The following is a 22,469-nucleotide window of genomic DNA, read 5'->3' as shown; positions in this document are numbered from 1 at the left end:
TCGACAGCTGACGGCGTGACCGTGTTGTTGTCCATCGGGAATTTGCCGCTTCTGCAAGCCTTGTTGGTCAGACCCGGCGCTATCTTGTCCCGCAATGAGCTGGAAGAGCGCATCTACGGCTGGGGCGAGGAGGTGGAAAGCAATGCCATCGAGTTTCTGATTCATTCGCTGCGGCGCAAGCTGGGCAGCGCCGTGCATCAAGAATGTCAGGGGAATGGGATGGATGGTTTCAAAAAGCGCTTGAGGGAGTCGCTCCAGTTCCGTCTTTCGGTCTCCTTGGCCGGGATATCCTTGCTGCTGGCATTAGCGGCAGGAGTAGTATCCTTTCTGTCGGCTTTCGAGGAAGTGAATGAACTGCAAGACGATGTACTGCGTCAAGTAGCGGCCTTGCTGGAACAGCAGCGAGTTTTGCCCAGAGAAACAATGGCGATGCACCCGGCGTCAAAAGTAGATGAATCCCGGGTACTGATCCAGTTTGTAACGCCGACTGGCCAGCAGACTGGAAGATTGCCGCTATCGCCGTTATTGCCGGACGGCTTGCATAGCCTGATCTTGAATGGTCAGCCTTTCCGGGTCTTGATTCAGACTTTCAGCAGTGGAATTCGCGTAGCTGTCGCCCAAGAGAGTGCGTTGCGAGATGAAATTGCGCGAGATATTGCGCTACGTACGGCTACGCCGCAATTGCTACTGATACCGATCATGTTGTGGTTATTGTCGCGCTTGGTAGGAAGAATGTTGCGCCCCATCACGGCACTGTCTCATGAGCTGGATCTGCGACAGGAGATGGCATTGCATCCGGTTGAAGCTGGGCGCTTGCCGCTGGAGATTCGGCCATTCGCTATCGCGATCAACCGTCTGCTAGACCGGATTGGACAAGCAGTGGAGAGCCAACGGCGTTTTGTCGCCGACGCTGCGCACGAACTGCGCTCACCCATGGCGGCGCTGGCGCTGCAAGCGGAGCGCTTGGCTGAGATAGAGTTACCACCGCCAGCGCGCGAACGCCTGACTACCTTGCATTGTGGAATAGAACGGAGCCGCAGATTGTTGAACCAATTGCTGGCGATGGCGCGTGCGCAATCGTTGCCCGTCGCTAACGAGGCATGCGGACAGATTTCGGTTCAAGCCGTGTTTCGCCGCACACTGGAAGATCTACTGCCTCTGGCGGAGGCTAAGGCAATCGATATCGGGGTGGTGGGGGAGCAGGAAATCTGGGTGACGGCCAACGAGCTGGATCTGCTGATGATAGTGAAAAACCTGGTGGACAATGCCATCCGCTACACACCTGCAGGCGGCAAGGTAGACCTATCAGTATGCGACTTGCCGAATGGCATATGTCTGAACGTATCCGATTCAGGGCCTGGGATTCCGGAGGATGATCGCAGCCGAGTATTTGATCCCTTTTACCGAGTGCTGGGTACTGATCAGCAGGGCTCAGGCTTGGGCTTGTCGATTGTCCGAGTACTCGCGGTCAAGCTGGGAGCAATCGTCCAACTGGACTGGACCGATACACTGGCCAAGCGCGGTCTCAGTGTATCGGTCATCCTGCCATAGGGTACCTACAGATAGCGGTGTGGTATCGAGGAAATAGTCCATCGTTTTGTTTTCTTGATCATGGCAGATGGTCATAGTTCGTTCACCAGCGTCCGCAGCGATGCTCAGGCGGTGCGCTCGTACCAAGGCTTGGTCGCATTGACGATGCGCACAATCAGCAGCATCACCGGCACCTCAATCAACACGCCGACCACGGTGGCCAGCGCAGCGCCGGACTGGAAGCCGAACAAGCTGATCGCGGCCGCGACAGCCAGCTCGAAGAAGTTGGAAGCGCCGATCAGCGCCGACGGGCAGGCCACCGAGTGTTTTTCACCAACGCGGCGATTGAGCCAGTAAGCCAGCGCCGAGTTGAAGAATACCTGGATTAGGATGGGCACGGCTAGCAGCGCGATCACCAGTGGCTGCTGCAGGATGGCCTTGCCCTGAAAGGCGAACAACAGCACCAGGGTCAGCAGGAGCGCCGCGATTGACCACGGCTGGATGCGGTGCATGGCGGCATCGAATACCGCTTGGCCCTTGTCCAGCAGTGTCTTGCGGATGGCCTGCGCGATCAGCACTGGCACCACGATATACAGCCCCACCGAAGTCAGCAGCGTGGCCCACGGCACGGTGATGCTGGAAATGCCCAGCAGCAGGCCGACAAGCGGTGCGAAGGCGAATACCATGATCAGGTCGTTCAGCGCGACCTGCGACAATGTGAAATACGGATCCCCACCGGTCAGCCGGCTCCAGACGAACACCATGGCGGTGCACGGCGCGGCCGCCAGCAGGATCAGGCCCGCGATGTAGCTGTCTAACTGCTCTGCAGGCAGAAGCGGCGCAAACCATACCCGAATGAACAGCCAAGCCAGAAAGGCCATCGAGAACGGTTTGACCAGCCAATTGATGAACAGGGTGACGCCGATGCCCTTAATGTGCGCCTTGACCTGATGCAGCGCGCCGAAATCGATTTTCAGCAGCATCGGGATGATCATCACCCAGATCAGCAGGCCGACCGGCAGGTTGACCTGAGCGACTTCCCAACCGCCGATCGCGTGGAACAGGCTGGGGAAGGCCTGCCCCAAGCCGATGCCGGCCACAATGCAGAGGGCGACCCAGGCGGTCAGGTAGCGCTCGAACAGGCTCAGCGAGGCGCCGGAGGCGCAGGTATGGGCGACTTCAGATGGGGTGGACATGCCATTCTCCGTGGGATGGGGGCGATCCTGTGCGCTGCGGTGAGGGCAGCGTCAGGGGAGCAGCGTACCGATGCGATCCAACTCCGCTTTGAGCTGGAGCCGGTCTTGGCACAGCGCGTCCAGCGGTAGGGCCTGGAATGCCTCAATCCGCGCCCGCAAGATGCGGTAGGCCGTCAGGAAGGCCGCGTCAATCTCCTGGTTACTACCCGTCGCATGGGCAGGATCCTCCACGCCCCAGTGGCTGCGTAGCACCGGGCCCAGATACGCGGGGCAGCTCTCGCCGGCGGCGCTGGCGCATACCGTGATCACGATGTCCGGCGTGGCCGGCAGGTGATCCCAGGATTTGCTGTGGTAGCCGTCGGTGGCAATCCCTTCTCGCGCCAGCAGTGCCAGCGAGCGCGGGTGTACCTGCCCGGTTGGCTGGCTGCCGGCGCTCATTGCATGCCAGCCCGCCGGCGCCAGGTGATTGAACACCGCTTCAGCCAGGATGGAACGACAGGAATTGCCAGTACACAGGAACAGCACATTGACCGCGGGTTGGTTCATGGCTGGCTCTCTTTCTCGGTGGCGCTCAGCAGCAGCCGCTACCGGGCGTGCAGGAGTTCTTGGGGGTAACCGCAGCAGTTTGCGGCGCACAGCAGGCGCTGGCCGGCTCGCCCGCGGCAGACTCGCCACCGTTGAACGTCGGGATCGACGCCAGGGTTTGATAGCTCTCCCAGGCGAGGCCGGAAGGGTCGGTCACGCAGTGCTTGTTCGATTCGGCGTAGCAGCAGGCGCTACCCGTCTGCGTCACCATGCTGATGTCGGCCGCCTGCAACTGGTGCTGCAGCTACGCCAGCTCTTCCTCGCTATCCACCTGAAAGCCCAGGTGATCGACGCCAGTGGCGCCGCCGCGGCTGGAGATCGCGAAGTTGAGGTGCGGATCCTCCGGAACCCATTTGGCATAGTCGGTTTTCTTAACCGTGGGCTGCCCGTGGAACAGCGCCGAGTAGAAGCGAATGCTGTCTTCCAGGTTGGCTACCGCGACGTGAACTGAAAGCGTTTCATGATCGAACTCCCGGTAGTGATTCGTTATGAGCAAGCGCCATCACAGGGGGATATGTTGCTCGCCGGCATGCAGGCCTCGCCGCGACAGCAGTTCTCTGTCAGAAAGCCCAGCAGGCCGTTCATCTGCTCGTAGTTGGCCGAATAGTAGATAAAGCGCCCTTCCTGCCGGGCCTGGATCAGGCCGGCGTGGGACAGCTCCTTCAGGTGGAAGGACAGCGTGGCGTTAGCCACGGCGAGCCGCCCCCCGATCTGGCCGACCGCCAGGCCTTCGGGGCCTTGCTGGACCAGTAGTCGGTAGATCGCCAGACGCGTGTCCTGCGCTAGGGCGGCCAAGAGGGTGACAGCGTTTTTTGTTTCCATATTTCCATTTTTATCGAAATTAAGATGTATGTCAAGCTGTGCATGGCATCGCCGATGCGCGGCGCCCGGTTATGGGAAATTATGGAAAAGCCATAATTATTGGATTTCCATAATTTTCAGCAGCCCGATGGGGCTGCCAGACTCAACACATCTTCCGATGTATTACTCGCTGGACGGCGTGACAGGCTCGCATGCCTCGGCAACGGACAAGGCCCGTTTGGGGTAGCTTGCCCCGAGTTCGTCAACGTTTAATCGCCGCCGTTTTAGCTGAAACGTGCCGGGCACTTTGTGAATCTCATATAGCTTGATGGGCTTGTCTCGGCGATCTAGTGCGCGCGCGATGGTGTGCTTTACGGTGTCTTCGCACCGCATGCCAAATATGACCTCCGCCAACTCAAGCGGGGAGTCGTGTTTCCCGTGGGGGCCCAGCATCCTCCACTCTTTCTCGTATCGCCAGGCCTGAGCCTTTCTCAGCAGGACTGTTGAGTCAACGATCGCTCTGGCATCGGTGTCGCCGCTCAGCATGGCGGCAACGGTACTAGCTTGGACATTGCGGCTGCCACCGTACTTGACCTGGTGTAGCTGAGATTGGGCCGCCTGCGGCACGCGGTATCCAATGCAGAGGCCGCGATGCTGATCTCCATAGTGGCTCCACATCAGTGGGCAAGCATAGCGCTTGGCTAGGGAGAGGATGCCTTTGTCGTATTGGAGAAGCAGCTCCTGTTCGATTTCGTCTGCTAGCAGGCGGGCGTGAGCATTGGGCCCCGCATCAGCGTATTCGGGGTTTGTCGCGTGGTAAGCAAGGTTTTGGAGCCGGCGCTGAGCGGCTGTTGTGCTGTGTTTGTCGATATGGGCGAGCGTTTTGGGGCCCTTGTACTTGAGCGTTTGGGCACCGGCTTGCATCTCGGCTTCAACGCGTCGGCGGACCAATTCAAGGACCGTCTTCTCCAGTGTCGGAATGTCGCAGTCCGCTTCGACGCAGGGCTTAGCGTCCAGCGGGTCGTTGAAGGTACTCGGATCGGCATAGAAGAGTTCATCGTTGCATAGCATTGCCACTGTCCGGGCGCTGAAATCGCGGTACTTGTACAAGACTGAAGGGATGGGCTTCGTCACCTGTCCGACTCCTGTCGAAAGTCGGCGCGGTATTTGACTTCGTACAATACGGGTTGAGGAGTCAAAGACGCTGTCGGCTTGAACGGGATCAGGCCATCCGGCGTGTAGGTGCGCATTTTGCCGAACTGGTCGCAATACCCGATGGTGACGGGCTGTGCGGTAAAATATTCGACATTGGGGTCGAAGCGGAGGATCTCCATGAGATCGCGCTCCAAGGTGGACTCGTACTCGCCCAGCAGCGGGACCATGCCGGTCACGCTGCGGCTGTTGTAGACGATGTCCCTGACAGGGGTGTATCGCTGGAGATGGTTCATTTGCATGCTCCGCTGGAAACGCCATTAATTTTTGCATTTATTTGTAGAAATTACAGCTATTCATGGGACGGCTGGGCCCAAGGGATCATGCGCCGCTATGCTGATGGCATTTTTGGCTTTGGCGCAGGCGCAACCATAGCTTGCTATCGCCGCGAAAACATGTGGGGCGCTGGCGCAATGTTCCGGCGGTTTCCGATCATGCCGCTTTTCGCTTGGCGTAAGCTGGAAGCGCGCCAATTTCGCGGTTAGGCCAGCGCCGTGGACTATGATCAGGCGATGTGGAGAGGAGGTATGGGGCCGGCCAATTTGGCGGGGTGCCAATGCGCGATGATCAGATGTCAAAGCCCAGCTTGTCTGATGCTCTCCGCCACCCTGCGCGGTTGGGTGGCTAGCAGCTATGCGGCGCAGAGGCAATGGGCGCCGGGCCGCTTATCCGGTGGCGAGCGTGGCGCTTGGATCATTCTTCTTGCAAGCAGGCAAGAATATGGGCTCGCCGGGTCTCGGAAATCGGCAGGATGGAGATCAGTTTTTCCTTGGCGATGCCTGGAATGTATTGGGCGATGTTGCTGATGTCGGAAGGCAAGGCCGGATTGTCCGGGTTCTGCATCAGATGCCGGGCGCAGTCGATGGCGATCTGCGCGATATGCGTGCGCGGCCTGTCTACCCCCCGGATCAGCTGGCTGATCATTTGCGGTAATTGCCAGACATCGGCCAGCAGCAGAGTCAATTGCCGGAACGTGAATCCAGCGGTGTTCAACTGGGCGAGGCTGGTTCTGTTGGCGCGTCCGGCTTCGAACTCCGCGATCGCCTGGATCGGCAATTCCGGCGCGAAATGCCAGAGCAGCAACTCGCCGGTTTCGGAAAGGAGGGTGGCCAGGGAAATTTCTTCCGGGGAAGTGTCCGAGCGGAAATTCGACCACGCCCGCGCGATGCCGGACGCCATGATTGCGGTTGAAACCGCGGTCTTCCAGCCTGGGTGATCCACCTCCACGACCGGGCTATCTGCGATCAGCGCATACAATTCATCGCTGCCAAGCTGGAGTATGGTGGCCAGCTGGGTGGTGGTTTCCTTGCCCAGCCGCCTGGAGCGATGCCGTTCGGCCTCTATCAGCAATTTGAGGGCCAGATACGGATCGTCATGAACCCGTTCGGCGAGTTCTTTGGGAGCAAATTCCGGCGCATCCTGGCCCTGGGATTTCAGCGACTGGAAAAAATCCCGAGTCGCCGAGAGAACAGGCACGTCCCCGTCTTTCAGGTAAGCCGCCCACTGTTCAATACCCCAGCTTCGCTGGTGCCGACTCAACATGTTTTCCGCTCCGAAGACCGCCGTTTCCGCTTTCTCGTACCGCCCATATTTCCAAGCCTGTCGCGACTCGGACAATGTCTTGTCCTTCTTTCATGATAATTCAGTTCGCCGCATCCAGGGGTGTAAACCTCGGGATATGGTGTCGGAGCGGCCATCGTCAGCCCATGTTCCATGGCATAGTGAGCTGGCGCTTGTTTGGCGGAGATATCATTTAGCACGCGAAAAAAAACGAGGACGTGGGTCCTCGTTTGTTCATGGGCGATCTGAAAGGCTTATTCCCCCAGCTCCTTCAAGTTCTCGAACAGCTTCAGCGCCTCGGGATTGGCCAGTGCGCTGACATTGTTGACCGGCCGGCCATGAATGACGTTCTTCACCGCCAGCTCGACTATCTTGCCGCTGACGGTCTTTGGAATGTCGGCTACCGCCACGATGCGCGCCGGCACATGGCGCGGGCTGGCGCCGTTCTTGATCTGGGCCTTGAGCCTAGCAGTCAGGTCCTCGTCCAGTTTGACGCCGTCGCGCAGCTTGACGAACAGCACCACCCGCTCGTCGTCCTCCCAGCTTTGCCCCACCGCCAGGCTTTCCAGGACTTCCGGGAAGCTTTCCACCTGGCGGTAGATCTCGGCGGTGCCGATGCGCACGCCGCCGGGATTGAGCACCGCGTCGGAACGGCCGTAGATGACCACGCCGTTGTGGGCGGTGAGTTCGGCGTAGTCGCCATGGCACCAGATGCCGGCGAAGCGGCCGAAATAGGCCTGGCGGTACTTCTCGCCGCTCTTGTCGTTCCAGAAGCTTATCGGCATCGACGGGAAGGGGCGGGTGCAGACCAGTTCGCCTTTTTCCTGGCTGACCGGCCGGCCCTGTTCGTCGTAGATGTCTACCGCCATGCCCAGGCCGCGGCATTGCAGCTCGCCGCGGTACACCGGCAGCGAAGGCGCGCCGAGGGCGAAGCAGGACACGATGTCGGTGCCGCCGGAAATCGACGCCAGATTGAGATCGGCCTTGATGTTGGCGTACACCCAGTCGTAGCTTTCCGCCACCAGCGGTGAGCCGGTGGAGAACAGCGCGCGCAGATTGGGCAGCTGCCAGTCGCGCGCCGGCACGATGTCGGTTTTCCTCAGGCTGTCGATGTACTTGGCTGAGGTGCCGAAGTGGGTGAAGCCGTGCTCGGCGGCGTAGTCCCACAGCACGCGGCCCTCGTCGGCGAACGGCGAGCCGTCGAACAGCATCAGCGCGGCGCCGGAGGCCAGGCCCGATACCAGCCAGTTCCACATCATCCAGCCGCAGGTGGTGAAGTAGAAGAGATGGTCGCCGTTGTGAACATCGGCGTGCAGCTGGTGTTCCTTCAGATGCTGTAGCAGGGTGCCGCCGGCGCCGTGCACGATGCACTTGGGCTTGCCGGTGGTGCCGCTGGAGTAGAGGATGAGGAGCGGATGGTTGAACGGCAGGCGAGTGAACTCCACCTCGCGTGCCTCAAGGCCGGCGAGGAAAGCGTCCAGCGTCTGAGCCCTGGGCACCGCGGCGGCGAAGGCCTTGCCGTCGCTCAGATAGGGCACCACCACGATCTGCCGCACGCTGGGCAGATGCTCGGCCAGGTGGACCATCTTGGCGCGGATGTCCACCTGCTTGCCGTTGTACCAGTAGCCGTCCGGGCAGAGCAGTAGCTTGGGCTCGGTCTGGCCGAAGCGGTCCAGCGCGCCATCGGTGCCGAAGTCGGGCGAGCCGCTGGTCCACACCGCGCCCAGGCTGGCCGCCGCCAGCATCGCCGCCAGGGTTTCCGGCATATTCGGCATGAAGCCGGCCACGCGGTCGCCGGCGGCGATGCCGGCGGCGCGCATCGCCTGCTGTAGTCGCGAGACCAACTGGTTCAGTTCGCTCCAGCTGAGCTTGCGCTCAACCTTGTCTTCGCCGCGGAAGACCACCGCCAGGCTGTCGTCGTTGCGGCGCAGCAGGTTTTCCGCGTAGTTGAGCCGGGCCTCGGGAAAGAAGCGGGCGCTCAGCATGTCCTCGCCGCCCTCCAGCGCCACGCTGCCCTTGTCGCCGATCACGCCGCAATAGTCCCAGACCAGCGACCAGAAGCGGCCGGGATCGTCCACGCTGGCTTGCCACAGGCTCTGGTAGTCGGGCAGCGGCTTGTTCCAGGCGGTTTGGGCCAGCCGGGTGAAGGCGGTGATATGGCATCCGGCCAGCCGGCTGGCGGACGGCGTCCAGATCGGGGTATTGCTTGCTTGCATGGTTTCTCCTGTGGCGCGGCCCATGATTGTTGATCTTGCTTGTGCGGGAGCGCCGGTTTGTATCAAGCCTGGCGGCCGAGCGCATGCGCCAGTTTCGACGCGGGCGGCTTGCCCAGGGCATCGGCGATATACCAGGCGGCGGCCACCAGTTTAGTGAGATCGATGCCGGTGTGGTAGCCCTCGCCTTGCAACAGATAGGCTACATCCTCGCTGGCGACGTTGCCGGAGGCGCCGCGGGCGTAGGGGCAGCCGCCCAGGCCTGCGACCGAGGCGTCGAACACCCTGATGCCGCTGTCCAGCGCGGCGCGGATATTGGCTATGGCCATGCCGTAGGTGTCGTGGAAGTGCCCGGCCAAGCGGTCTGCCGGCGCTTTCCGCAACACGGCGTCCAGCATCAGGTGCACCGAGGCCGGCGTGCCCACGCCTATGGTGTCGCCCAGCGATATCTCGTAACAACCCATGTCCAGCAATGCCGCGGCCACTTCGGCCACTTTGGCCGGCGCGACCTGGCCTTCGTAGGGGCAGCCCACCACGCAAGAAACGTAGCCGCGCACGCGGATATTTGCCGCCTGAGCACGCCGCATCACCGATTCGAAACGGCGCAGGCTTTCGGCGATGCTGGCGTTGATGTTCTTCTGGCTGAAGCTTTCGCTGGCGGCGCCGAACACCGCGATCTCGCGCGCGCCGGCCGCCAGCGCGGCATCCAGGCCCTGCTCATTGGGCACCAGCACCGGGTAGGCGATGGTGTCGATGGTATCGGAGGCATCCAGCGCCTTGAGCAACTCGGCGCTGTCCGCCATTTGCGGCACCCACTTCGGCGAAACGAAGGCGCCGGCCTCGATGGCGGCGAAGCCGGCGCCGGCCAGTCGCCGGATCAGCTCCAGCTTGGCGGCCAGCGGCACCTGCTGCTTTTCATTTTGCAGCCCGTCGCGCGGGCCGACTTCTACGATCTTCACGTGTTGCATGTTTCAGCCTTGGATGCGGAGGCCGCCGCCTCGCGGCGGCGGCAGGCGGCTTAGCCGGCCCAGGTCTTGTCCAGGTCCTGGGCATAGAAGCGGATTGGCTTCTGGTAGGCCTGGATGGTTTCGTCGCCGCTGGTTCTGGCCAGCAGCTCCAGCAGGCTTTGCGTCGCCTCCTTGTGCTGGCCGCGGTTGTACAGCGCCATCGCCAGGAAAGCCTGTAGCGCCGGGTTTTCCGGGAAGTGCTGCAGGCCGAGGCGCAGGGACGCCTCCGCCTCGGCGAATTGGCCCAGCGCGCGCTGGCTGCTGCCCAGGCCCAGCCAGGCATGGGAGGCGGTGTCGCCACTCAGGCCCAGTTCCAGCGCCTGCTGATAGTGCGGGATCGCCGCCGCCTCCAGGCCGAGGTTGTCGTGGATGCAGGCAGTCAGATAATGCAGATCGGCGTGCAGCGGCTGGTGCTGGAGCAACTCCAGCGCGTGCTTGCGGGCGGTTTCATGTTCGCCGCGCTGGCGCAGTTGCTGAATCTTTTCCAGAGCGATATGCATTTTGGTTTTCCTGTTGCTGTTTGAATGACTTGGTCATTCTGCGGCAAAATCTACCAGCTCGTCACCATCATTGACCTGCTCGCCGGCTTCAAAATAGAAATCCTGTACCACGCCGTCGCCTGGCGCGGTGATGGTGTGCTCCATCTTCATCGCCTCCAGAATCAGCAGCGGCGAACCTTTGGCTACTTTTTCGCCTATGGCGGCCAAGAGCGCCACCACCCGGCCGGGCATCGGCGCCTTGAGATGGGTTTCGCCGTGGACGCCGGTTTCGGTGAAGGCGTAGGGATCAATGAACTCCACCGCCAGCCGTTCGCCGCCGGCGAACAGCACGCGCTGAGCGCCGTGGCGCACCACGCTGGCCTGGATTCTGGCGCCGTCCAGCACCGCCGCCAGCGCATTGCCGGACAGCGTCGCGCTGGCTGCCAGCGTGTGGCCGGCGACGCGCAGCTGATAGCCGTCGCCCTGATGGCTCAGTTCCACCTCGCAGTCTTGTTGCGGATGCTGGAAGGTGAAGCGGCGGGTCAACTGGCCGTTCAGCCGCCAGCCGGCCGCCGCCGGGTAGCGCTGCTGGCCCGCCAGCGCCTCGGCCAGCGCCAGCAGCGCAAGCTGCCGGACGGAGGGGGCGGCGGGCGGCGGCAGCAGTTCGTCGTGGTGGCGGGCGATCAGGCCGGTATCGACATGGCCGCCGGCAAAGCTGCGGTGGCGGACGATGCGGCGCAGGAAGGCGATATTGGTGGCGGGGCCCACCACCTGGTACTGGCCCAGCGCCGCGTCCATCTGTCGCAGCGCCGCTTCGCGGCTTTCGCCCCAGACTATCAGCTTGGCTATCATCGGGTCGTAGAACGGCGAGATGGCGTCGCCTTGTTCCACGCCGGTGTCGATGCGCACGCTGCTTGATTCTGGCGGGGTGGCCAAGTGGACCAGGGTGCCGATGGAGGGCAAAAAGCCCTTGTCCGGGTCTTCGGCGTAGATGCGGGCCTCTATCGCGTGGCCACGTATCGCCAGCTGCTCCTGCGCGAGCGGCAGCTTGCCGCCAGCGGCCACCTGCAGTTGCCAGGCCACCAGGTCCTGGCCGGTGATCATTTCGGTCACCGGGTGTTCCACTTGCAGCCGGGTGTTCATCTCCATGAAGTAGAACTTGCCGGGCTCTCCATTTTCCTGGACGTCCATGATGAATTCGACGGTGCCGGCGCCGACATAGCCCACCGCGCGCGCGGCGGCCACCGCGGCGTCGCCCATCGCCTGGCGAGTGGCTTGCGGCAGGTGCGGGGCAGGGGCCTCCTCCAGCACTTTCTGGTGGCGGCGCTGCACCGAGCAATCGCGCTCGAACAGGTAGACGCAGCCGCCGTGGCTGTCGGCGAAAACCTGGATCTCCACATGGCGGGGCTTGGTCAGGTATTTCTCGATCAGCACCTTGTCGTCGCCGAAGCTGGCGCGCGCCTCGCGCTGGCAGGAGGCCAGCGCCGCCGCGAACTCTTCCGTTTTCTCGACGATGCGCATGCCTTTGCCGCCGCCGCCGCTGCTGGCCTTGATCAGTACCGGGTAGCCGATGGCGTCGGCCTGCTTTTGCAGCAACGCCGGGTCCTGGTCGTCGCCGTGGTAGCCGGGCACCAGCGGCACGCCGGCTTTCTGCATCAGCGCCTTGGCGGCGGACTTGCTGCCCATCGCGGCGATGGCGGCGGCCGGCGGACCAATGAAGGCGATGCCTGCGGCCTGGCAGGCGGCGGCGAAGCCTTCGTTTTCCGACAGGAAGCCGTAGCCGGGGTGGATGGCCTGGGCACCGCTGTGTTTGGCGATGTCCAGGATCAGGTCGGCGCGCAGATAGGATTCGGTGGCCGGGGCGGGTCCCAGGCGATAGGCCTCGTCGGCCAGCTTGACGAAGCGGGCGTCGGCATCGGCGTCGGAATAGACGGCGACGGTGGCGATGCCCAGCGCCTTGGCGGTTTTGATGACTCTGCAGGCGATTTCGCCGCGGTTGGCGATCAATATCTTATTGAACATGGTGGTCTCCCGCGGTGAAACCGCTCCGTCGCTTGCGCGCCGGCAAGCGATTTTGCTTCGCAGCTGCGCCGCCTCGCGGCTGCTGGTCGCCGCGGTTGGCGATCAGGATTGTATTAAACATGGCTTTATCCCTATTGTTGTTGCCAGTTCGGCGCGCGTTTTTCGAAGAACGCAGCCAAACCCTCGCGCGCCTCTTCGCCGGCGCGGATGGCGGCGATGCGGCCGGCGGTGCGTTCCAGCAACTGGTCGTCCCACGGCGAGCCCTCGCGCAGTTCGGAGAGCAGCAGCTTGGCCTCGCGCAGCGCCCCGGGCGCGCCTTTGGCAAGTTCGTCGGCGATTTCGGCCACGCGCGCGTCCAGCAGCTCGTCGCTGACCAGCTCGTGGATCAGCCCCAGCTTCAGCGCGGTGCCGGCGGTGATGCGCTCGGCCGACAGGAAGTAGCGGCGGGCCTGGCGCGGGCCGATGGCGTCGGCGACATAGGGTCCGATGGTGGCCGGGATCAGTCCCAGCCTAACTTCGGTCAGCGCGAACTTGGCGGCGTCGGTGGCGATGGCGATGTCGCACACCGCGGCCAGCCCGGTGCCGCCGGCCATCGCGGCGCCATGGATGCGGGCGATCACCGGCTTGGCGCTGCGGTAGATGGCCTTCAGCATGCCGGCCAGCTTTTGCGCGTCGGCCAGGTTTTCCTGTTCGCTGTAGCCGGCGGCGCGGCGCATCCAGTCCAGATCCGCGCCGGCGCAGAAGCTTTTGCCGCGGCCGGCCAGCACGATGACGCGCACGGCGTCGTTGCGGTTGAGCTGGCGGATCGCTTCGGTCAATTCTGCGATCAACACCTCGTTCAAGGCGTTGTGCAGCTCCGGGCGGTTCAGCCAGATGGTGGCAACCTTGCCGCTGTGTTCGATTTCAAGCGTGGAATGGCTCATGGCTCTGCCTCACATGCGGAACACGCCGAAGCGCGTCGGCTCCAGCGGAGCGGACAGCGACGCCTCCAGCGCCAGCGCCAGCGCGTCGCGGGTCTGGGCCGGGTCTATCACGCCGTCGTCCCATAGCCGCGCGCTGGCGTAGTAGGGGTGGCCCTGCTCTTCGTACTGCTGGCGCACCGGGGTCTTCAGCGCTTCTTCCTGCTCGGTCGTGAACGCGTCGCCCAGCTGTTCCTTTTTCACCTGGGCCAGCACGCCGGCGGCCTGCTCGCCGCCCATCACCGAGATGCGGCTGTTGGGCCACATCCACAAGAAACGCGGCGAATAGGCGCGGCCGCACATGCCGTAGTTGCCGGCGCCGAAGCTGCCGCCTATCAGCACGGTGAACTTGGGCACCCTGGCGCAGGCCACGGCGGTGACCAGTTTGGCGCCGTCCTTGGCGATGCCGCCGTTTTCGTACTTCTTGCCCACCATGAAGCCGGTGATGTTCTGCAGGAAGATCAGCGGAATGCCGCGCTGGCAGCACAGCTCTACAAAGTGCGCGCCCTTCAGCGCCGATTCGCTGAACAGAATGCCGTTGTTGGCGAGGATGCCGACGCGATAACCATTCAGGCGGGCAAAGCCCGTCACCAAGGTCGTCCCGTAGTTCTGCTTGAATTCGTCGAAGTCCGAATCGTCCACCAGCCGGGCGATGATCTCGCGCACGTCGAACGGTTTTTTGGCGTCGGCCGGGATCACGCCGTAGATTTCCTCAGCGGGGTAGCGTGGCGGTCTCGGTTCGGCGCGGTCCAGCTCGCCCTGTTTCTTCCAGTTGAGGTCGGCCACGATGCGGCGGGCGATGGACAGCGCGTGGGCGTCATTCTGGGCCAGGTGGTCGGCCACGCCGGAGATGCGGGTGTGGACGTCGCCGCCGCCCAGCTCTTCGGCGCTGACCACTTCGCCTGTCGCCGCTTTCACCAATGGCGGGCCGCCGAGGAAGATGGTGCCCTGTTCCTTGACGATGATGGTTTCGTCGCTCATCGCCGGCACGTAGGCGCCGCCGGCGGTGCAGCTGCCCATCACCACCGCTATCTGCGGGATGCCGGCGGCCGACAGATTGGCCTGGTTGTAGAAGATGCGGCCGAAGTGCTCCTTGTCCGGAAACACCTCGTCCTGCAGCGGCAGGAAGGCGCCGCCGGAGTCCACCAGGTAGACGCAGGGCAGGCGGTTTTCGCGGGCGATCTCCTGCGCCCTCAAGTGCTTTTTCACCGTCATCGGGTAATAGGTGCCGCCCTTGACGGTGGCGTCGTTGGCGATGATCAGGCAGTCGACGCCGCTGATGCGGCCTATGCCGGCGATCATGCCGGCGCCGGGCGCGTCGTCGCCGTACATGCCGAAGGCTGCCAGTTGTGACAGTTCCAGGAAGGGGCTGCCTGCGTCCAGCAGCAGGTCGATGCGCTCGCGCGGCAGCAGCTTGCCGCGCGCGGTGTGCTTGGCGCGCGCCTTGTCGCCGCCGCCCAGCGCGGCCTGGGCGACTTTCTGTTCCAGATCGCCCACCAGCGCGCGCATCTTGTCGGCGTTGGCGAGGAAGTCGGCGGCGCGGGGCGAGAGCTTCGATTCGATGGTGGGCATGGCGGTCCTTGTTATTCGCTGTCGACAAACCACACGGCGGATATCAGGCCGTCCGCGTTGACGTCGTAAATCGCTACCGCGTGTTGGGTCTGGTTCTCATCGAGTCTCACCCATTCGTGGTCGATGACCCGGTTGCCGTGGACGATGCGGTGCAGCACATCGGCGTGCAGCAGGGGCAGGTTGAAACGATGATTGCCGTAGCGCTCCGCCATCGCAGCCCGGCCTTCCAGCATCAGCTGCATCGAGGGGAGACGGTACACTTTGACGTCCTCGGTGTAGCAGGCGAGGAAGGCTGCCAGATCGCGGGCGTTGTAGGCGTCCAGTTGGGCTTGGGCGATGCGTTCGGGGGCGGTCATGTTCTTGTTGTCCTCGGTGTGGATGGGGCGTGGTTGGAAAATCGTCCGGGGCAAGGCGCGCCGCCCATCAAGTACGGCCAGGCGGCGCAACGCGGCATCGGACGATTTAGCTACCATGCTTATCGGGTTTCGGCCATTAGTTCGCGGCCTATCAGCCAGCGCCGGATCTCGCTGGTGCCGGCGCCGATCTCGTACAGCTTGGCGTCGCGCAGCAGGCGGCCGGTGGCGTATTCGTTGATGTAGCCGTTGCCGCCCAGGCACTGGATGGCGTCCAGCGCCAGCTGGGTGGCGCTTTCCGCCGCGTAAAGGATGGCGCCGGCGGCGTCCTTGCGGGTCTGGCGGCCGGTTTCGCCGCGGTCCAGCGCCTGGCCCACCGCGTAGACGTAGGCGCGGCTGGCCGACAGCTTGACGTACATGTCGGCCAACTTGCCCTGCATCAGCTGGAAGTCGCCGATGGCCTGGCCGAACTGGCTGCGGTCGCTCAGATACGGCACCACGATGTCCAGGCTGGCCTGCATGATGCCCAAGGGGCCGGCCGCCAGCACCGCGCGTTCGTAATCCAGGCCGCTCATCAGCACCTTGACGCCGTTGCCGACGCCGCCCAGCACGTTTTCTTCCGGCACGAAACAATTGTCGAAGAAGATGGGGTAGGTGTTGGAGCCGCGCATGCCCAGCTTGTCCAGCTTGCTGCCGTGGCTGAAGCCGGCGAAGCCCTTTTCGACGATGAAGGCGGTGATGCCGCGCGCGCCCGCTTCGGCGTCGGTCTTGGCGTAGACCACCAGGGTGTCGGCGTCGCCGCCGTTGGTGATCCACATCTTGCTGCCGTTGAGCAGGTAGCCGCCGTCGGCCTTGTCGGCCTTCAGCTTCATGCTGACCACGTCGGAACCGGCATTGGGCTCGGACATCGCCAGCGCGCCGACGTGCTCGCCGGAAATCAGCTTGGGCAGATAACGGCTGCGCTGGGCCGGGTTGCCGTTCTTGTAGATCTGGTTGACGCAGAGGTTGGAATGCGCGCCGTAGGACAGGCCCACCGAGGCGCTGGCGCGGCTGATCTCTTCCATCGCGATCATGTGGGCGAGGTAGCCCATGTCGGCGCCGCCGAACTCTTCGCTGACGGTGATGCCCAACAGGCCCAGTTCGCCGAACTTGCGCCACAGGTCGGCCGGGAACAGATTGTCCTGGTCGATGGCGGCGGCGCGCGGGGCGATTTCGCTCTGGGCGAAGGCGCGCACGGTTTCGCGCAACATGTCGTAGGTTTCGCCGAAGGCAAAGCGCAGGCTGCTGTACATGATGTTTCTCCCTTGTTCTGATCGTGTGGCGCCGCGTGCGCCGCTGCATGCCACATCATCGCTTACGTTTACGTAAGCGTCAATATGGCCGGATGGCGGCAAACTGGCCTTTATCCGCGATCGACGACGTGGCGCAGGCGGCGGTCGTCGTCCAGCAGCAGCTCTTTCACCGGCAGGGGCAGCACATGCAGCGCCGCCAGCTGCCCGCGGCTGAACCAGTTGAATTCGAACGGCACGCCGTTGTCGGTGACGAGAAAAGGGGAAGCGCGTCGCGGCAAGGTGGAGTCTTCCGCCAGCCTAGCCTGGAAATACAGGCCGAGCTCATGGTTGGCTTGCCCCGCCACGGCAAAGAAGTTTTCAATCAACATGACGAGATGGCCGCAATCCACGGATTCATCCAGTTCTTCTCGCATTTCCCGCGCCACGGTGGCGGCGGCGTCTTCGCCCGGCTCGACCCGGCCGCCGGGCAGCGTCCAGAAGTCGTCGCTGGCCGCGCGATGCAGCAGCACCTTGCCCTGGTGTTCGATGATGGCGGCGGCGCGCAGGTTGAAGCGGGTGCCGGCGACGTTGAAGCAGATCATTTTAAATTCCCATGTCATTTTGCGGGGCCGCGCAGCATAGCGCGCTTGCCGCAGGCGGGCAAGGCGCCGCCGCGCCGGGTATCATGGCGACCTGACTTGTTTTTTTATGAGAAGAAACCGCCATGACGATCTGGGTAGACGCCGACGCCTGTCCCAAGGTGATAAGGGAAGTGCTGTGCCGCGCGGCGCAGCGCACGGGGAGGGAACTGGTGTTTGTCGCCAACCAGCTGCTGACGGTGCCCAAGGCGCCCAATATCCGCGCGCTGCAAGTGCCCAAGGGCTTCGACGTGGCCGACAACGAGATTGCCCGCCGCATCCAGCCGGACGATCTGTTGATCACCGGCGACATCCCGCTGGCGGCCGAGGTGCTGGCCAAGGGTGCGCAGGCCCTGAACTGGCGCGGCGACGCTTTTTCCAAGGAAACCATAGCCGCGCAGCTGACCATGCGCGATTTCATGGACAATCTGCGCGCCAGCGGCGTGCAGACCGAAGGCCCGCCGGCGCTGAGCCAGGCCGACCGCCAGGCCTTCGCCCGCCAGCTGGATATTTGGCTGGCGAAGAAGTAGGGCGCAAGCTCGGTTTTGCCGGGTGTTTCTCTCCATCCCGTGCCCGTTGCGTGGGTGATATGGAACGCTGATTCCGCCCGGCGGGCGGGTCGGGGGGCTGCGCGGCCAGCCCCCCGACACCCCCAGGCCGCCCCTGCCGTCCGCGAAACCCCGCCAAAAAAGCGCCTAGCCAGGAGCCGCCGAAACTAGCCGCGCGCTACCGTCGCGCGGCGTCGAACAAATCGGCGTCTTAAAACCTGGCTAGGTACTTTTTTACCGGCGCGTGCTGAAGGGGGTATGGCCGCGCGGGTGATCATGTGTCTAATTGGAAAGCCAATAACCTGTAACTACGATATCGCATGAGAAAAGCCCCCGAATCCGGGGGCTTTGTCTTGTCTGGGAGGGGAGAATCTCAGGCTTTGCCCAGATGCGGCTCGGCGTCGAATTCTTCTTTCTTGGCTTGGGCCGCGCCCGGCTGGCGGATGGTCAACGAGAACAGCAGGGCGACGATCAACAGCGCCAGGATCAGGTGGAAGGTGGCCAGGAAGCCGCCGAACAGCGAGGCGACGATGGAGCCGACGATGCTGCCGATGCCGAAGCCCAGGTAGATCACGCCATAGTTCTTGGTCAGGTTGTTCAGGCCGAAGAAATCGCTGACCAGCGACGGGTAGACGGTGATGGTGCCGCCGAAGCTGAAGGCGACGCAGGCGATGGCGGCGAAGAACAGGCCTGCGCTCAGCGGGGCGAACAGCAGGGTCAGCATGCCGGCCAGCGCGGCGATCTGGGCGAGGGTGATGACGCGGATGCGCGGCATCTTGTCGGACAGCACGCCCAGCGCCAGGCGGCCGGACAGGTTGGCCACCGCGATCACGGCCACCGCGTTGGCGGCGGTGGCCGCCGACAGGTGGACGAAGCTCTCGCCGATGTCCTTGGCCACGCCGATCACGTACAGGCCGCTCATGCACACGGTCAGGAACATCAGCGCCAGCATCCAGTACTGCGGCTGGCGCATCGCCTCGGCCAGCGTGAAGTCGTGGCTGCCGCCGGTTTGCGCGGCGGCCGGCTGTTGGGGCGCGTCAGTCATCAGCAAGGCGCCTGCCACCACCATGGCCATCGCGATCAGGCCCCACAGCTGGAAGGTGGCTTCCAGGCTGAAATGCGACAGCAGCGCCAGGTTGATGAACTTGAAGCCCAGGCTGCCCAGGCCGTAAGCGCCGATGGCGCAGGCGGAGACCAGGCCCTTGCGTTCCGGGAACCATTTCACGCAGTTGGACAGCGACATCAGGTAACCGGCACCATCGGCGAAGCCCACCAGCAGGCCGGCGCACAGGTAGAGCATGATCAGGTTGCCGGCGTGGGAGGTCAGGTAAAAGCCCAGGCCCAGCAGCAGGCCGGAGGCAATGGCCACCTTGCGCACGCCGAAGCGTTCCTGCAATTTGCCGGCCATCGACGACGCCACCGCCAGCGCGAGGCTGAGCAAGCCGAAAGCGAAGGCCACCTGGCTGACCGGCTCGGAGAGCTTGTGCGACAGCTGGGCGTTGAACAGGCTCCAGGTGTAGACGGAACCCAGCGCGAACTGGGTGAGGATGGTTCCGATCAGGGTTTGATAGCGGATGCGGTTGAGTGCGGGGTTCATGATGCGGCTCGCTAAAGTCATTACTATTAACGTGACTATAAGCGTGCGCTAATGAATGTGGCGCAAGCCAGGCATGAAATGCAGGCGGCGCGGAATGAACTGCAATCAGAGGTGCATCAGCTGCCGGAACGCCTTGATGTTGCTGCGGCTGACCGGGATTTCCGCCTTCAGGTCGTACAGCTTGATGATGTAGGTGCTGTTGAGCCAGGGCGCGATCTCGCGGATCTTGTGGATGTTGACGCAGAAGGAGCGGTGGCAGCGGAAGAAGCTGTCGGCCGGCAGCCGGCCGACGAACTCGCTGATGCTCATCGCCATCACGTAGCGGTCGCGCTCGGTGTAGACCAGCGTGACTTTCTCGTCGGCTTCCACGTAGTAGATGTCGTCGCAGGGGGCGACGATGATGCTGTCGCCCTTGGCCAGGTTGACGGTGCGGCTGGCGGCCTGGGTTTCCGGCGCGGCGGCAGGAGGCGGCGGCGCGGCTTCCAGCGCCTCCAGCTTGTGCAGCACATGGGCGATGCGCTGCTCGTTGTAGGGTTTGAGGATGTAGTCGAAGGCTTCCACCTCGAAGGCTTCCACCGCGAATTCCTTGTAGGCGGTGACGAACACGATGCGCGGCGGCCGCGACGACTTGTGCAGGTTCTTGGCCAGCAGCAGGCCGTCTATCGACGGGATGTTGATGTCCAGGAACACCACGTCCACCTCGTTTTCCTGCAGGAACTTGAAGGCCTCCAGCCCGTCCTCCACGCTGGCCAGGATCTCGATGCCGCTGTATTCGCGTATCAGGTAGGCCAGTTCCTGGCGCGCCAGGTATTCGTCTTCCACTATCAGCGCCTTCAGCATGCCGCTTCCTCCGCCGGCAGGTCGAAGCATACCGCGGTGCCCGGCTCCAGCCGCGTCAGCCGCAGGCCCTCGCCGTACAGCAGCTTCACCCGCTCGTTGACATTCATCAGGCCTATGCTGCGGCTTTCCACCTTGCCTTCGGCGATGCCGTCTATCACTTCCTGGCTGATGCCGTAGCCGCTGTCGCGCACGCAGACATGGATGCGCGCGCCGTCGCGCTTCACCGCGATGCACACCTCGCCCGGCCCCTTGCGCGGCTGGATGCCGTGCAGGATGGCGTTTTCCACCAAGGGTTGCAGCAACAGGCTGGGCACCCGCACATGCACGTCGTCGACGTCGAACACCACCTTGAGCTTGTCGCCGAAGCGCGCCTGCTCGATGGCGATGTAGTCGCGCACCTGTCGCAGCTCGTCCTGGATGTCGATCAGGCCGTCGTCCAGCGCCAGGTTGTAGCGCAGGTAGTCGGCCAGTTTGGCGATCAGCTGGCGCGCTTCCGACGGCTGGATGCGGATCAGCGACGAGATGGCGTTCAGCGCGTTGAACAGGAAGTGCGGGTTGATCTTGCTTTGCAGCGCGGTGAACTCGGCCTTGCGCGTCATTTCCTGCAGCTGCTTGATGCGCGACACCTCCATCTGGGTGGAGATCAGCTGCGACAGCCCCACCGCCACTTCGCGCAAGGAGCTGGTGATGCCGTGGCTCTTGCGGTAGAAGATTTTCAGCGTGCCGGTGACGCGGCCGTTTTCGCGCAGCGGGATGATGATCACAGAGTGGAAGTCCGCCAGGTGGTACTGCTGCAGATTGTTTTCGATGATGATCTGGTCGCGCTCCACCGCCTGGCGGGTGATCTCGCCTATGGCGGAGTGGCCGTGCTGGCGGTAGTAGTCCTTGCCCAGGCCGACATAGGCCAGCACGTCGGCGGTGTCGGTGATGGCCACCGCGTCTGCGCCGATGTGCTGGCGGATCACGGTGCAGACTTCAATCAGCGCGTCGCGGTCCAGGTTCTGGAAATAGGGCAGGGTCTGGTTGGCGATGGTCAGCGCCAGCTTGGCCTGGCGCGCCGCCAAGAGTTCCTTCTCGTCGTCCAGGTCCTGCACCAGCCGCACGATCAGCCCCACGCACACGGTGCCCAGTATCATCGGGTAGGCGATGTGGCCGACGATGGCGGCGCCGACGCCGGGATCGGTCAGCAGCAGGATCAGCGCCATGGTCAGCCCTTCGCAGAACATGCCGGCCACCACGCCGTACAGCCACAGCCGGGCCTTGCCGGCGCGGTAGTGGATGAAGGTGCCGATCAGGCCGGCGGCGACGCTGGAGATCAGGCAGGGGACCGAGGTATAGCCGTGGATGTCTATCAGGTAGCGGTGGACGCCGGAGACGATGCCGGCCGGTATTCCCACCCAGGGGCCGAACAGGATGCCGCCGGACAGCACGGCGATGATGCGCACATTGACCAGCGAACCATCCACCGGAATGCCGGTGTAGGTGCTGAACACGGCGAACAGGCAGAACAGCAGCGACACGCCGGCCAGTTCGGCCGGGCTGTGGTCCTGCTTGCGCAGCAGGTGCTGGAACGGCCGGAAGCGGCTGAGGAAGAACAGCGCCATCAGCAGCAGCGCGGCGCGCTCGAACACTGCCAGCAGCAGCATGGATTGGTTTTCTATCATGGGCGGGCTTAGGCTGCGGCGGGCTCGAGCGCGCCGCAGCGGAAAACGGGGTTTGCGAACCGTCGGCGGCTCAGGGTGTTGCCCGGTATTTTAATGCATGGGGAAGACTTGCTTGCTGTTAGGGAAGAGAAAAGACATTGGCATGATGCTTGCTACAGTTTCAGCTCCAGTTCGCCGCCGCCTTGCGCCGGATAGGCGCAGCACAGCAGGATCTCGCCGTCGGCCGGCGCGTAGGCGGGGGTTTGCAGATAGGTTGTGGCGCCCGCCAGCAAGCGGGTGCGGCAGCTGCCGCAGCTGCCGCCGCGGCAGCTGAAGTCCGGCGACAGGCCGCAGGATTCGGCCAACTCCAGCAGGCTGCCGCCGCCGGGTTGCCACTCGGCTTCGCGTTCCGCGTCGGCAAAGCGCACCCTCACTGCGTGCTC

24 protein-coding genes and 1 pseudogene are annotated in these 22,469 nt (G+C 63.4%); 4 read left to right on the top strand and 21 right to left on the bottom strand.

The features are described from left to right. Both BI344_RS26320 and BI344_RS25865 read left to right on the top strand, forming a co-directional pair. Positions 1 to 244 (top strand): annotated as a pseudogene (locus tag BI344_RS26320) (helix-turn-helix domain-containing protein); the annotation flags it as partial. Continuing rightward, the gene (locus BI344_RS25865) at positions 220 to 1,551 is read left to right on the top strand and encodes an ATP-binding protein (protein WP_071113789.1); all 1,332 of its coding nucleotides are present in this window, start codon (positions 220 to 222) and stop codon (positions 1,549 to 1,551) included. The pseudogene BI344_RS26320 and the gene BI344_RS25865, both read left to right, overlap by 25 nt. A 104-nt stretch (positions 1,552 to 1,655) precedes the next feature. On the opposite strand, the gene arsB is transcribed toward BI344_RS25865, so the two are convergent. The 7 genes from arsB to BI344_RS23135 all read right to left on the bottom strand — a co-directional run bounded on the left by arsB (position 1,656) and on the right by BI344_RS23135 (position 5,560). Next, positions 1,656 to 2,726, bottom strand: coding sequence for an ACR3 family arsenite efflux transporter (gene arsB / locus BI344_RS15550; RefSeq protein WP_071113787.1), 1,071 nt, complete (start codon positions 2,724 to 2,726; stop codon positions 1,656 to 1,658). 51 nt (positions 2,727 to 2,777) lie between these two features. Then, the gene (locus tag BI344_RS15545) at positions 2,778 to 3,272 is read right to left on the bottom strand and encodes an arsenate reductase ArsC (protein WP_071113786.1); all 495 of its coding nucleotides are present in this window, start codon (positions 3,270 to 3,272) and stop codon (positions 2,778 to 2,780) included. Between the two features lie 25 nt (positions 3,273 to 3,297). After that, positions 3,298 to 3,543, bottom strand: coding sequence for a VOC family protein (locus BI344_RS25420; protein WP_241499376.1), 246 nt, complete (start codon positions 3,541 to 3,543; stop codon positions 3,298 to 3,300). A 12-nt stretch (positions 3,544 to 3,555) separates the two neighbouring features. Next, positions 3,556 to 3,807, bottom strand: a complete 252-nt coding sequence (locus BI344_RS25415) for a VOC family protein (RefSeq protein WP_241499375.1) — start codon at positions 3,805 to 3,807, stop codon at positions 3,556 to 3,558. Further along, entirely contained in the window at positions 3,798 to 4,133 is a 336-nt protein-coding gene (locus tag BI344_RS15535; RefSeq protein WP_071113785.1) for an ArsR/SmtB family transcription factor, read from the bottom strand. The genes BI344_RS25415 and BI344_RS15535 overlap by 10 nt, the downstream gene beginning before the upstream one ends. 162 nt (positions 4,134 to 4,295) lie before the next feature. Next, positions 4,296 to 5,246: a DUF2971 domain-containing protein gene (locus tag BI344_RS15530; protein WP_206600408.1), complete on the bottom strand. Its 951-nt coding sequence runs from the start codon at positions 5,244 to 5,246 to the stop codon at positions 4,296 to 4,298. Continuing rightward, complete coding sequence (locus BI344_RS23135) at positions 5,243 to 5,560, bottom strand: TnsA endonuclease N-terminal domain-containing protein (protein ID WP_158021075.1); 318 nt, start codon at positions 5,558 to 5,560, stop codon at positions 5,243 to 5,245. Before BI344_RS23135 ends, BI344_RS15530 begins: the two co-directional genes overlap by 4 nt. On the opposite strand from BI344_RS23135, the gene BI344_RS24055 reads away from it, so the two are divergent. Continuing rightward, on the top strand, positions 5,561 to 5,809 hold the full coding sequence (locus tag BI344_RS24055) for a hypothetical protein (RefSeq protein WP_139167044.1): 249 nt from the start codon (positions 5,561 to 5,563) through the stop codon (positions 5,807 to 5,809). A 208-nt stretch (positions 5,810 to 6,017) separates the two neighbouring features. Here BI344_RS24055 and BI344_RS15525 read toward each other — a convergent pair whose 3' ends face one another. The 10 genes from BI344_RS15525 to BI344_RS15480 form a co-directional block, all read right to left on the bottom strand. Beyond that, a complete protein-coding gene (locus BI344_RS15525; RefSeq protein ID WP_139167043.1) occupies positions 6,018 to 6,941 on the bottom strand; it encodes an HDOD domain-containing protein in 924 nt (307 codons plus the stop codon). 197 nt (positions 6,942 to 7,138) lie between these two features. Next, on the bottom strand, positions 7,139 to 9,100 hold the full coding sequence (locus BI344_RS15520; protein WP_071113783.1) for an acetoacetate--CoA ligase: 1,962 nt from the start codon (positions 9,098 to 9,100) through the stop codon (positions 7,139 to 7,141). Positions 9,101 to 9,162: 62 nt separating this feature from the next. Then, positions 9,163 to 10,065, bottom strand: coding sequence for a hydroxymethylglutaryl-CoA lyase (locus tag BI344_RS15515; RefSeq protein ID WP_071113782.1), 903 nt, complete (start codon positions 10,063 to 10,065; stop codon positions 9,163 to 9,165). Between the two features lie 50 nt (positions 10,066 to 10,115). Then, positions 10,116 to 10,604 (bottom strand): tetratricopeptide repeat protein, encoded by a 489-nt coding sequence (locus BI344_RS15510; protein ID WP_071113781.1) that lies wholly within the window; start codon positions 10,602 to 10,604, stop codon positions 10,116 to 10,118. Positions 10,605 to 10,637: 33 nt separating this feature from the next. Then, positions 10,638 to 12,605 carry an acetyl/propionyl/methylcrotonyl-CoA carboxylase subunit alpha gene (locus tag BI344_RS15505; protein WP_083370243.1) on the bottom strand — a complete coding sequence of 656 codons (1,968 nt, stop codon included), beginning with the start codon at positions 12,603 to 12,605 and terminating at the stop codon, positions 10,638 to 10,640. A gap of 131 nt (positions 12,606 to 12,736) precedes the next feature. After that, positions 12,737 to 13,528, bottom strand: coding sequence for an enoyl-CoA hydratase/isomerase family protein (locus tag BI344_RS15500; protein ID WP_071113779.1), 792 nt, complete (start codon positions 13,526 to 13,528; stop codon positions 12,737 to 12,739). A gap of 9 nt (positions 13,529 to 13,537) precedes the next feature. Continuing rightward, positions 13,538 to 15,136 (bottom strand): carboxyl transferase domain-containing protein, encoded by a 1,599-nt coding sequence (locus tag BI344_RS15495; protein WP_071113778.1) that lies wholly within the window; start codon positions 15,134 to 15,136, stop codon positions 13,538 to 13,540. Between the two features lie 11 nt (positions 15,137 to 15,147). Next, positions 15,148 to 15,492, bottom strand: coding sequence for a nuclear transport factor 2 family protein (locus BI344_RS15490; RefSeq protein ID WP_071113777.1), 345 nt, complete (start codon positions 15,490 to 15,492; stop codon positions 15,148 to 15,150). Between the two features lie 119 nt (positions 15,493 to 15,611). Beyond that, a complete protein-coding gene (locus BI344_RS15485) occupies positions 15,612 to 16,781 on the bottom strand; it encodes an isovaleryl-CoA dehydrogenase (protein WP_071113776.1) in 1,170 nt (389 codons plus the stop codon). Between the two features lie 110 nt (positions 16,782 to 16,891). Then, a complete protein-coding gene (locus tag BI344_RS15480; RefSeq protein WP_071113775.1) occupies positions 16,892 to 17,362 on the bottom strand; it encodes an NUDIX hydrolase in 471 nt (156 codons plus the stop codon). A gap of 122 nt (positions 17,363 to 17,484) precedes the next feature. Here BI344_RS15480 and BI344_RS15475 point away from each other — a divergent pair, with 122 nt between their 5' ends. Next, positions 17,485 to 17,928 (top strand): YaiI/YqxD family protein, encoded by a 444-nt coding sequence (locus BI344_RS15475; RefSeq protein ID WP_071113774.1) that lies wholly within the window; start codon positions 17,485 to 17,487, stop codon positions 17,926 to 17,928. Positions 17,929 to 18,319: 391 nt separating this feature from the next. Here BI344_RS15475 and BI344_RS15470 read toward each other — a convergent pair whose 3' ends face one another. The 4 genes from BI344_RS15470 to BI344_RS15455 all read right to left on the bottom strand — a co-directional run. Beyond that, positions 18,320 to 19,543 (bottom strand): L-lactate MFS transporter, encoded by a 1,224-nt coding sequence (locus BI344_RS15470; RefSeq protein WP_071113773.1) that lies wholly within the window; start codon positions 19,541 to 19,543, stop codon positions 18,320 to 18,322. Between the two features lie 105 nt (positions 19,544 to 19,648). Further along, positions 19,649 to 20,383 carry a LytR/AlgR family response regulator transcription factor gene (locus tag BI344_RS15465; protein WP_071113772.1) on the bottom strand — a complete coding sequence of 245 codons (735 nt, stop codon included), beginning with the start codon at positions 20,381 to 20,383 and terminating at the stop codon, positions 19,649 to 19,651. Further along, a complete protein-coding gene (locus BI344_RS15460) occupies positions 20,377 to 22,029 on the bottom strand; it encodes a LytS/YhcK type 5TM receptor domain-containing protein (protein ID WP_241499374.1) in 1,653 nt (550 codons plus the stop codon). Before BI344_RS15460 ends, BI344_RS15465 begins: the two co-directional genes overlap by 7 nt. A gap of 170 nt (positions 22,030 to 22,199) precedes the next feature. Further along, a partial coding sequence (locus BI344_RS15455; RefSeq protein ID WP_139167042.1) for a 2Fe-2S iron-sulfur cluster-binding protein occupies positions 22,200 to 22,469 on the bottom strand: 270 nt, incomplete at its 5' end.

The organism is Chromobacterium sphagni, from assembly GCF_001855555.1.
GTDB classification, from domain to species: Bacteria; Pseudomonadota; Gammaproteobacteria; order Burkholderiales; family Chromobacteriaceae; genus Chromobacterium; species Chromobacterium sphagni.
This window is presented reverse-complemented; position numbering and strand designations above follow the sequence as displayed.

Bases quoted from the DNA above. Each gene is read 5' to 3' on its own strand.
- BI344_RS15465 (WP_071113772.1), bottom strand. From the start codon at position 20,383: ATGCTGAAGGCGCTGATAGTGGAAGACGAATACCTGGCGCGCCAGGAA.
- BI344_RS15485 (WP_071113776.1), bottom strand. From the start codon at position 16,781: ATGTACAGCAGCCTGCGCTTTGCCTTCGGCGAAACCTACGACATGTTG.
- BI344_RS25865 (WP_071113789.1), top strand. From the start codon at position 220: ATGGATGGTTTCAAAAAGCGCTTGAGGGAGTCGCTCCAGTTCCGTCTT.
- BI344_RS15470 (WP_071113773.1), bottom strand. From the start codon at position 19,543: ATGAACCCCGCACTCAACCGCATCCGCTATCAAACCCTGATCGGAACC.
- BI344_RS23135 (WP_158021075.1), bottom strand. From the start codon at position 5,560: ATGAACCATCTCCAGCGATACACCCCTGTCAGGGACATCGTCTACAAC.
- BI344_RS15515 (WP_071113782.1), bottom strand. From the start codon at position 10,065: ATGCAACACGTGAAGATCGTAGAAGTCGGCCCGCGCGACGGGCTGCAA.
- BI344_RS15520 (WP_071113783.1), bottom strand. From the start codon at position 9,100: ATGCAAGCAAGCAATACCCCGATCTGGACGCCGTCCGCCAGCCGGCTG.
- arsB (WP_071113787.1), bottom strand. From the start codon at position 2,726: ATGTCCACCCCATCTGAAGTCGCCCATACCTGCGCCTCCGGCGCCTCG.
- BI344_RS15475 (WP_071113774.1), top strand. From the start codon at position 17,485: ATGACGATCTGGGTAGACGCCGACGCCTGTCCCAAGGTGATAAGGGAA.
- BI344_RS15510 (WP_071113781.1), bottom strand. From the start codon at position 10,604: ATGCATATCGCTCTGGAAAAGATTCAGCAACTGCGCCAGCGCGGCGAA.
- BI344_RS15495 (WP_071113778.1), bottom strand. From the start codon at position 15,136: ATGCCCACCATCGAATCGAAGCTCTCGCCCCGCGCCGCCGACTTCCTC.
- BI344_RS15505 (WP_083370243.1), bottom strand. From the start codon at position 12,605: ATGTTCAATAAGATATTGATCGCCAACCGCGGCGAAATCGCCTGCAGA.
- BI344_RS15545 (WP_071113786.1), bottom strand. From the start codon at position 3,272: ATGAACCAACCCGCGGTCAATGTGCTGTTCCTGTGTACTGGCAATTCC.
- BI344_RS15460 (WP_241499374.1), bottom strand. From the start codon at position 22,029: ATGCTGCTGCTGGCAGTGTTCGAGCGCGCCGCGCTGCTGCTGATGGCG.
- BI344_RS15535 (WP_071113785.1), bottom strand. From the start codon at position 4,133: ATGGAAACAAAAAACGCTGTCACCCTCTTGGCCGCCCTAGCGCAGGAC.
- BI344_RS15500 (WP_071113779.1), bottom strand. From the start codon at position 13,528: ATGAGCCATTCCACGCTTGAAATCGAACACAGCGGCAAGGTTGCCACC.
- BI344_RS15490 (WP_071113777.1), bottom strand. From the start codon at position 15,492: ATGACCGCCCCCGAACGCATCGCCCAAGCCCAACTGGACGCCTACAAC.
- BI344_RS15480 (WP_071113775.1), bottom strand. From the start codon at position 17,362: ATGATCTGCTTCAACGTCGCCGGCACCCGCTTCAACCTGCGCGCCGCC.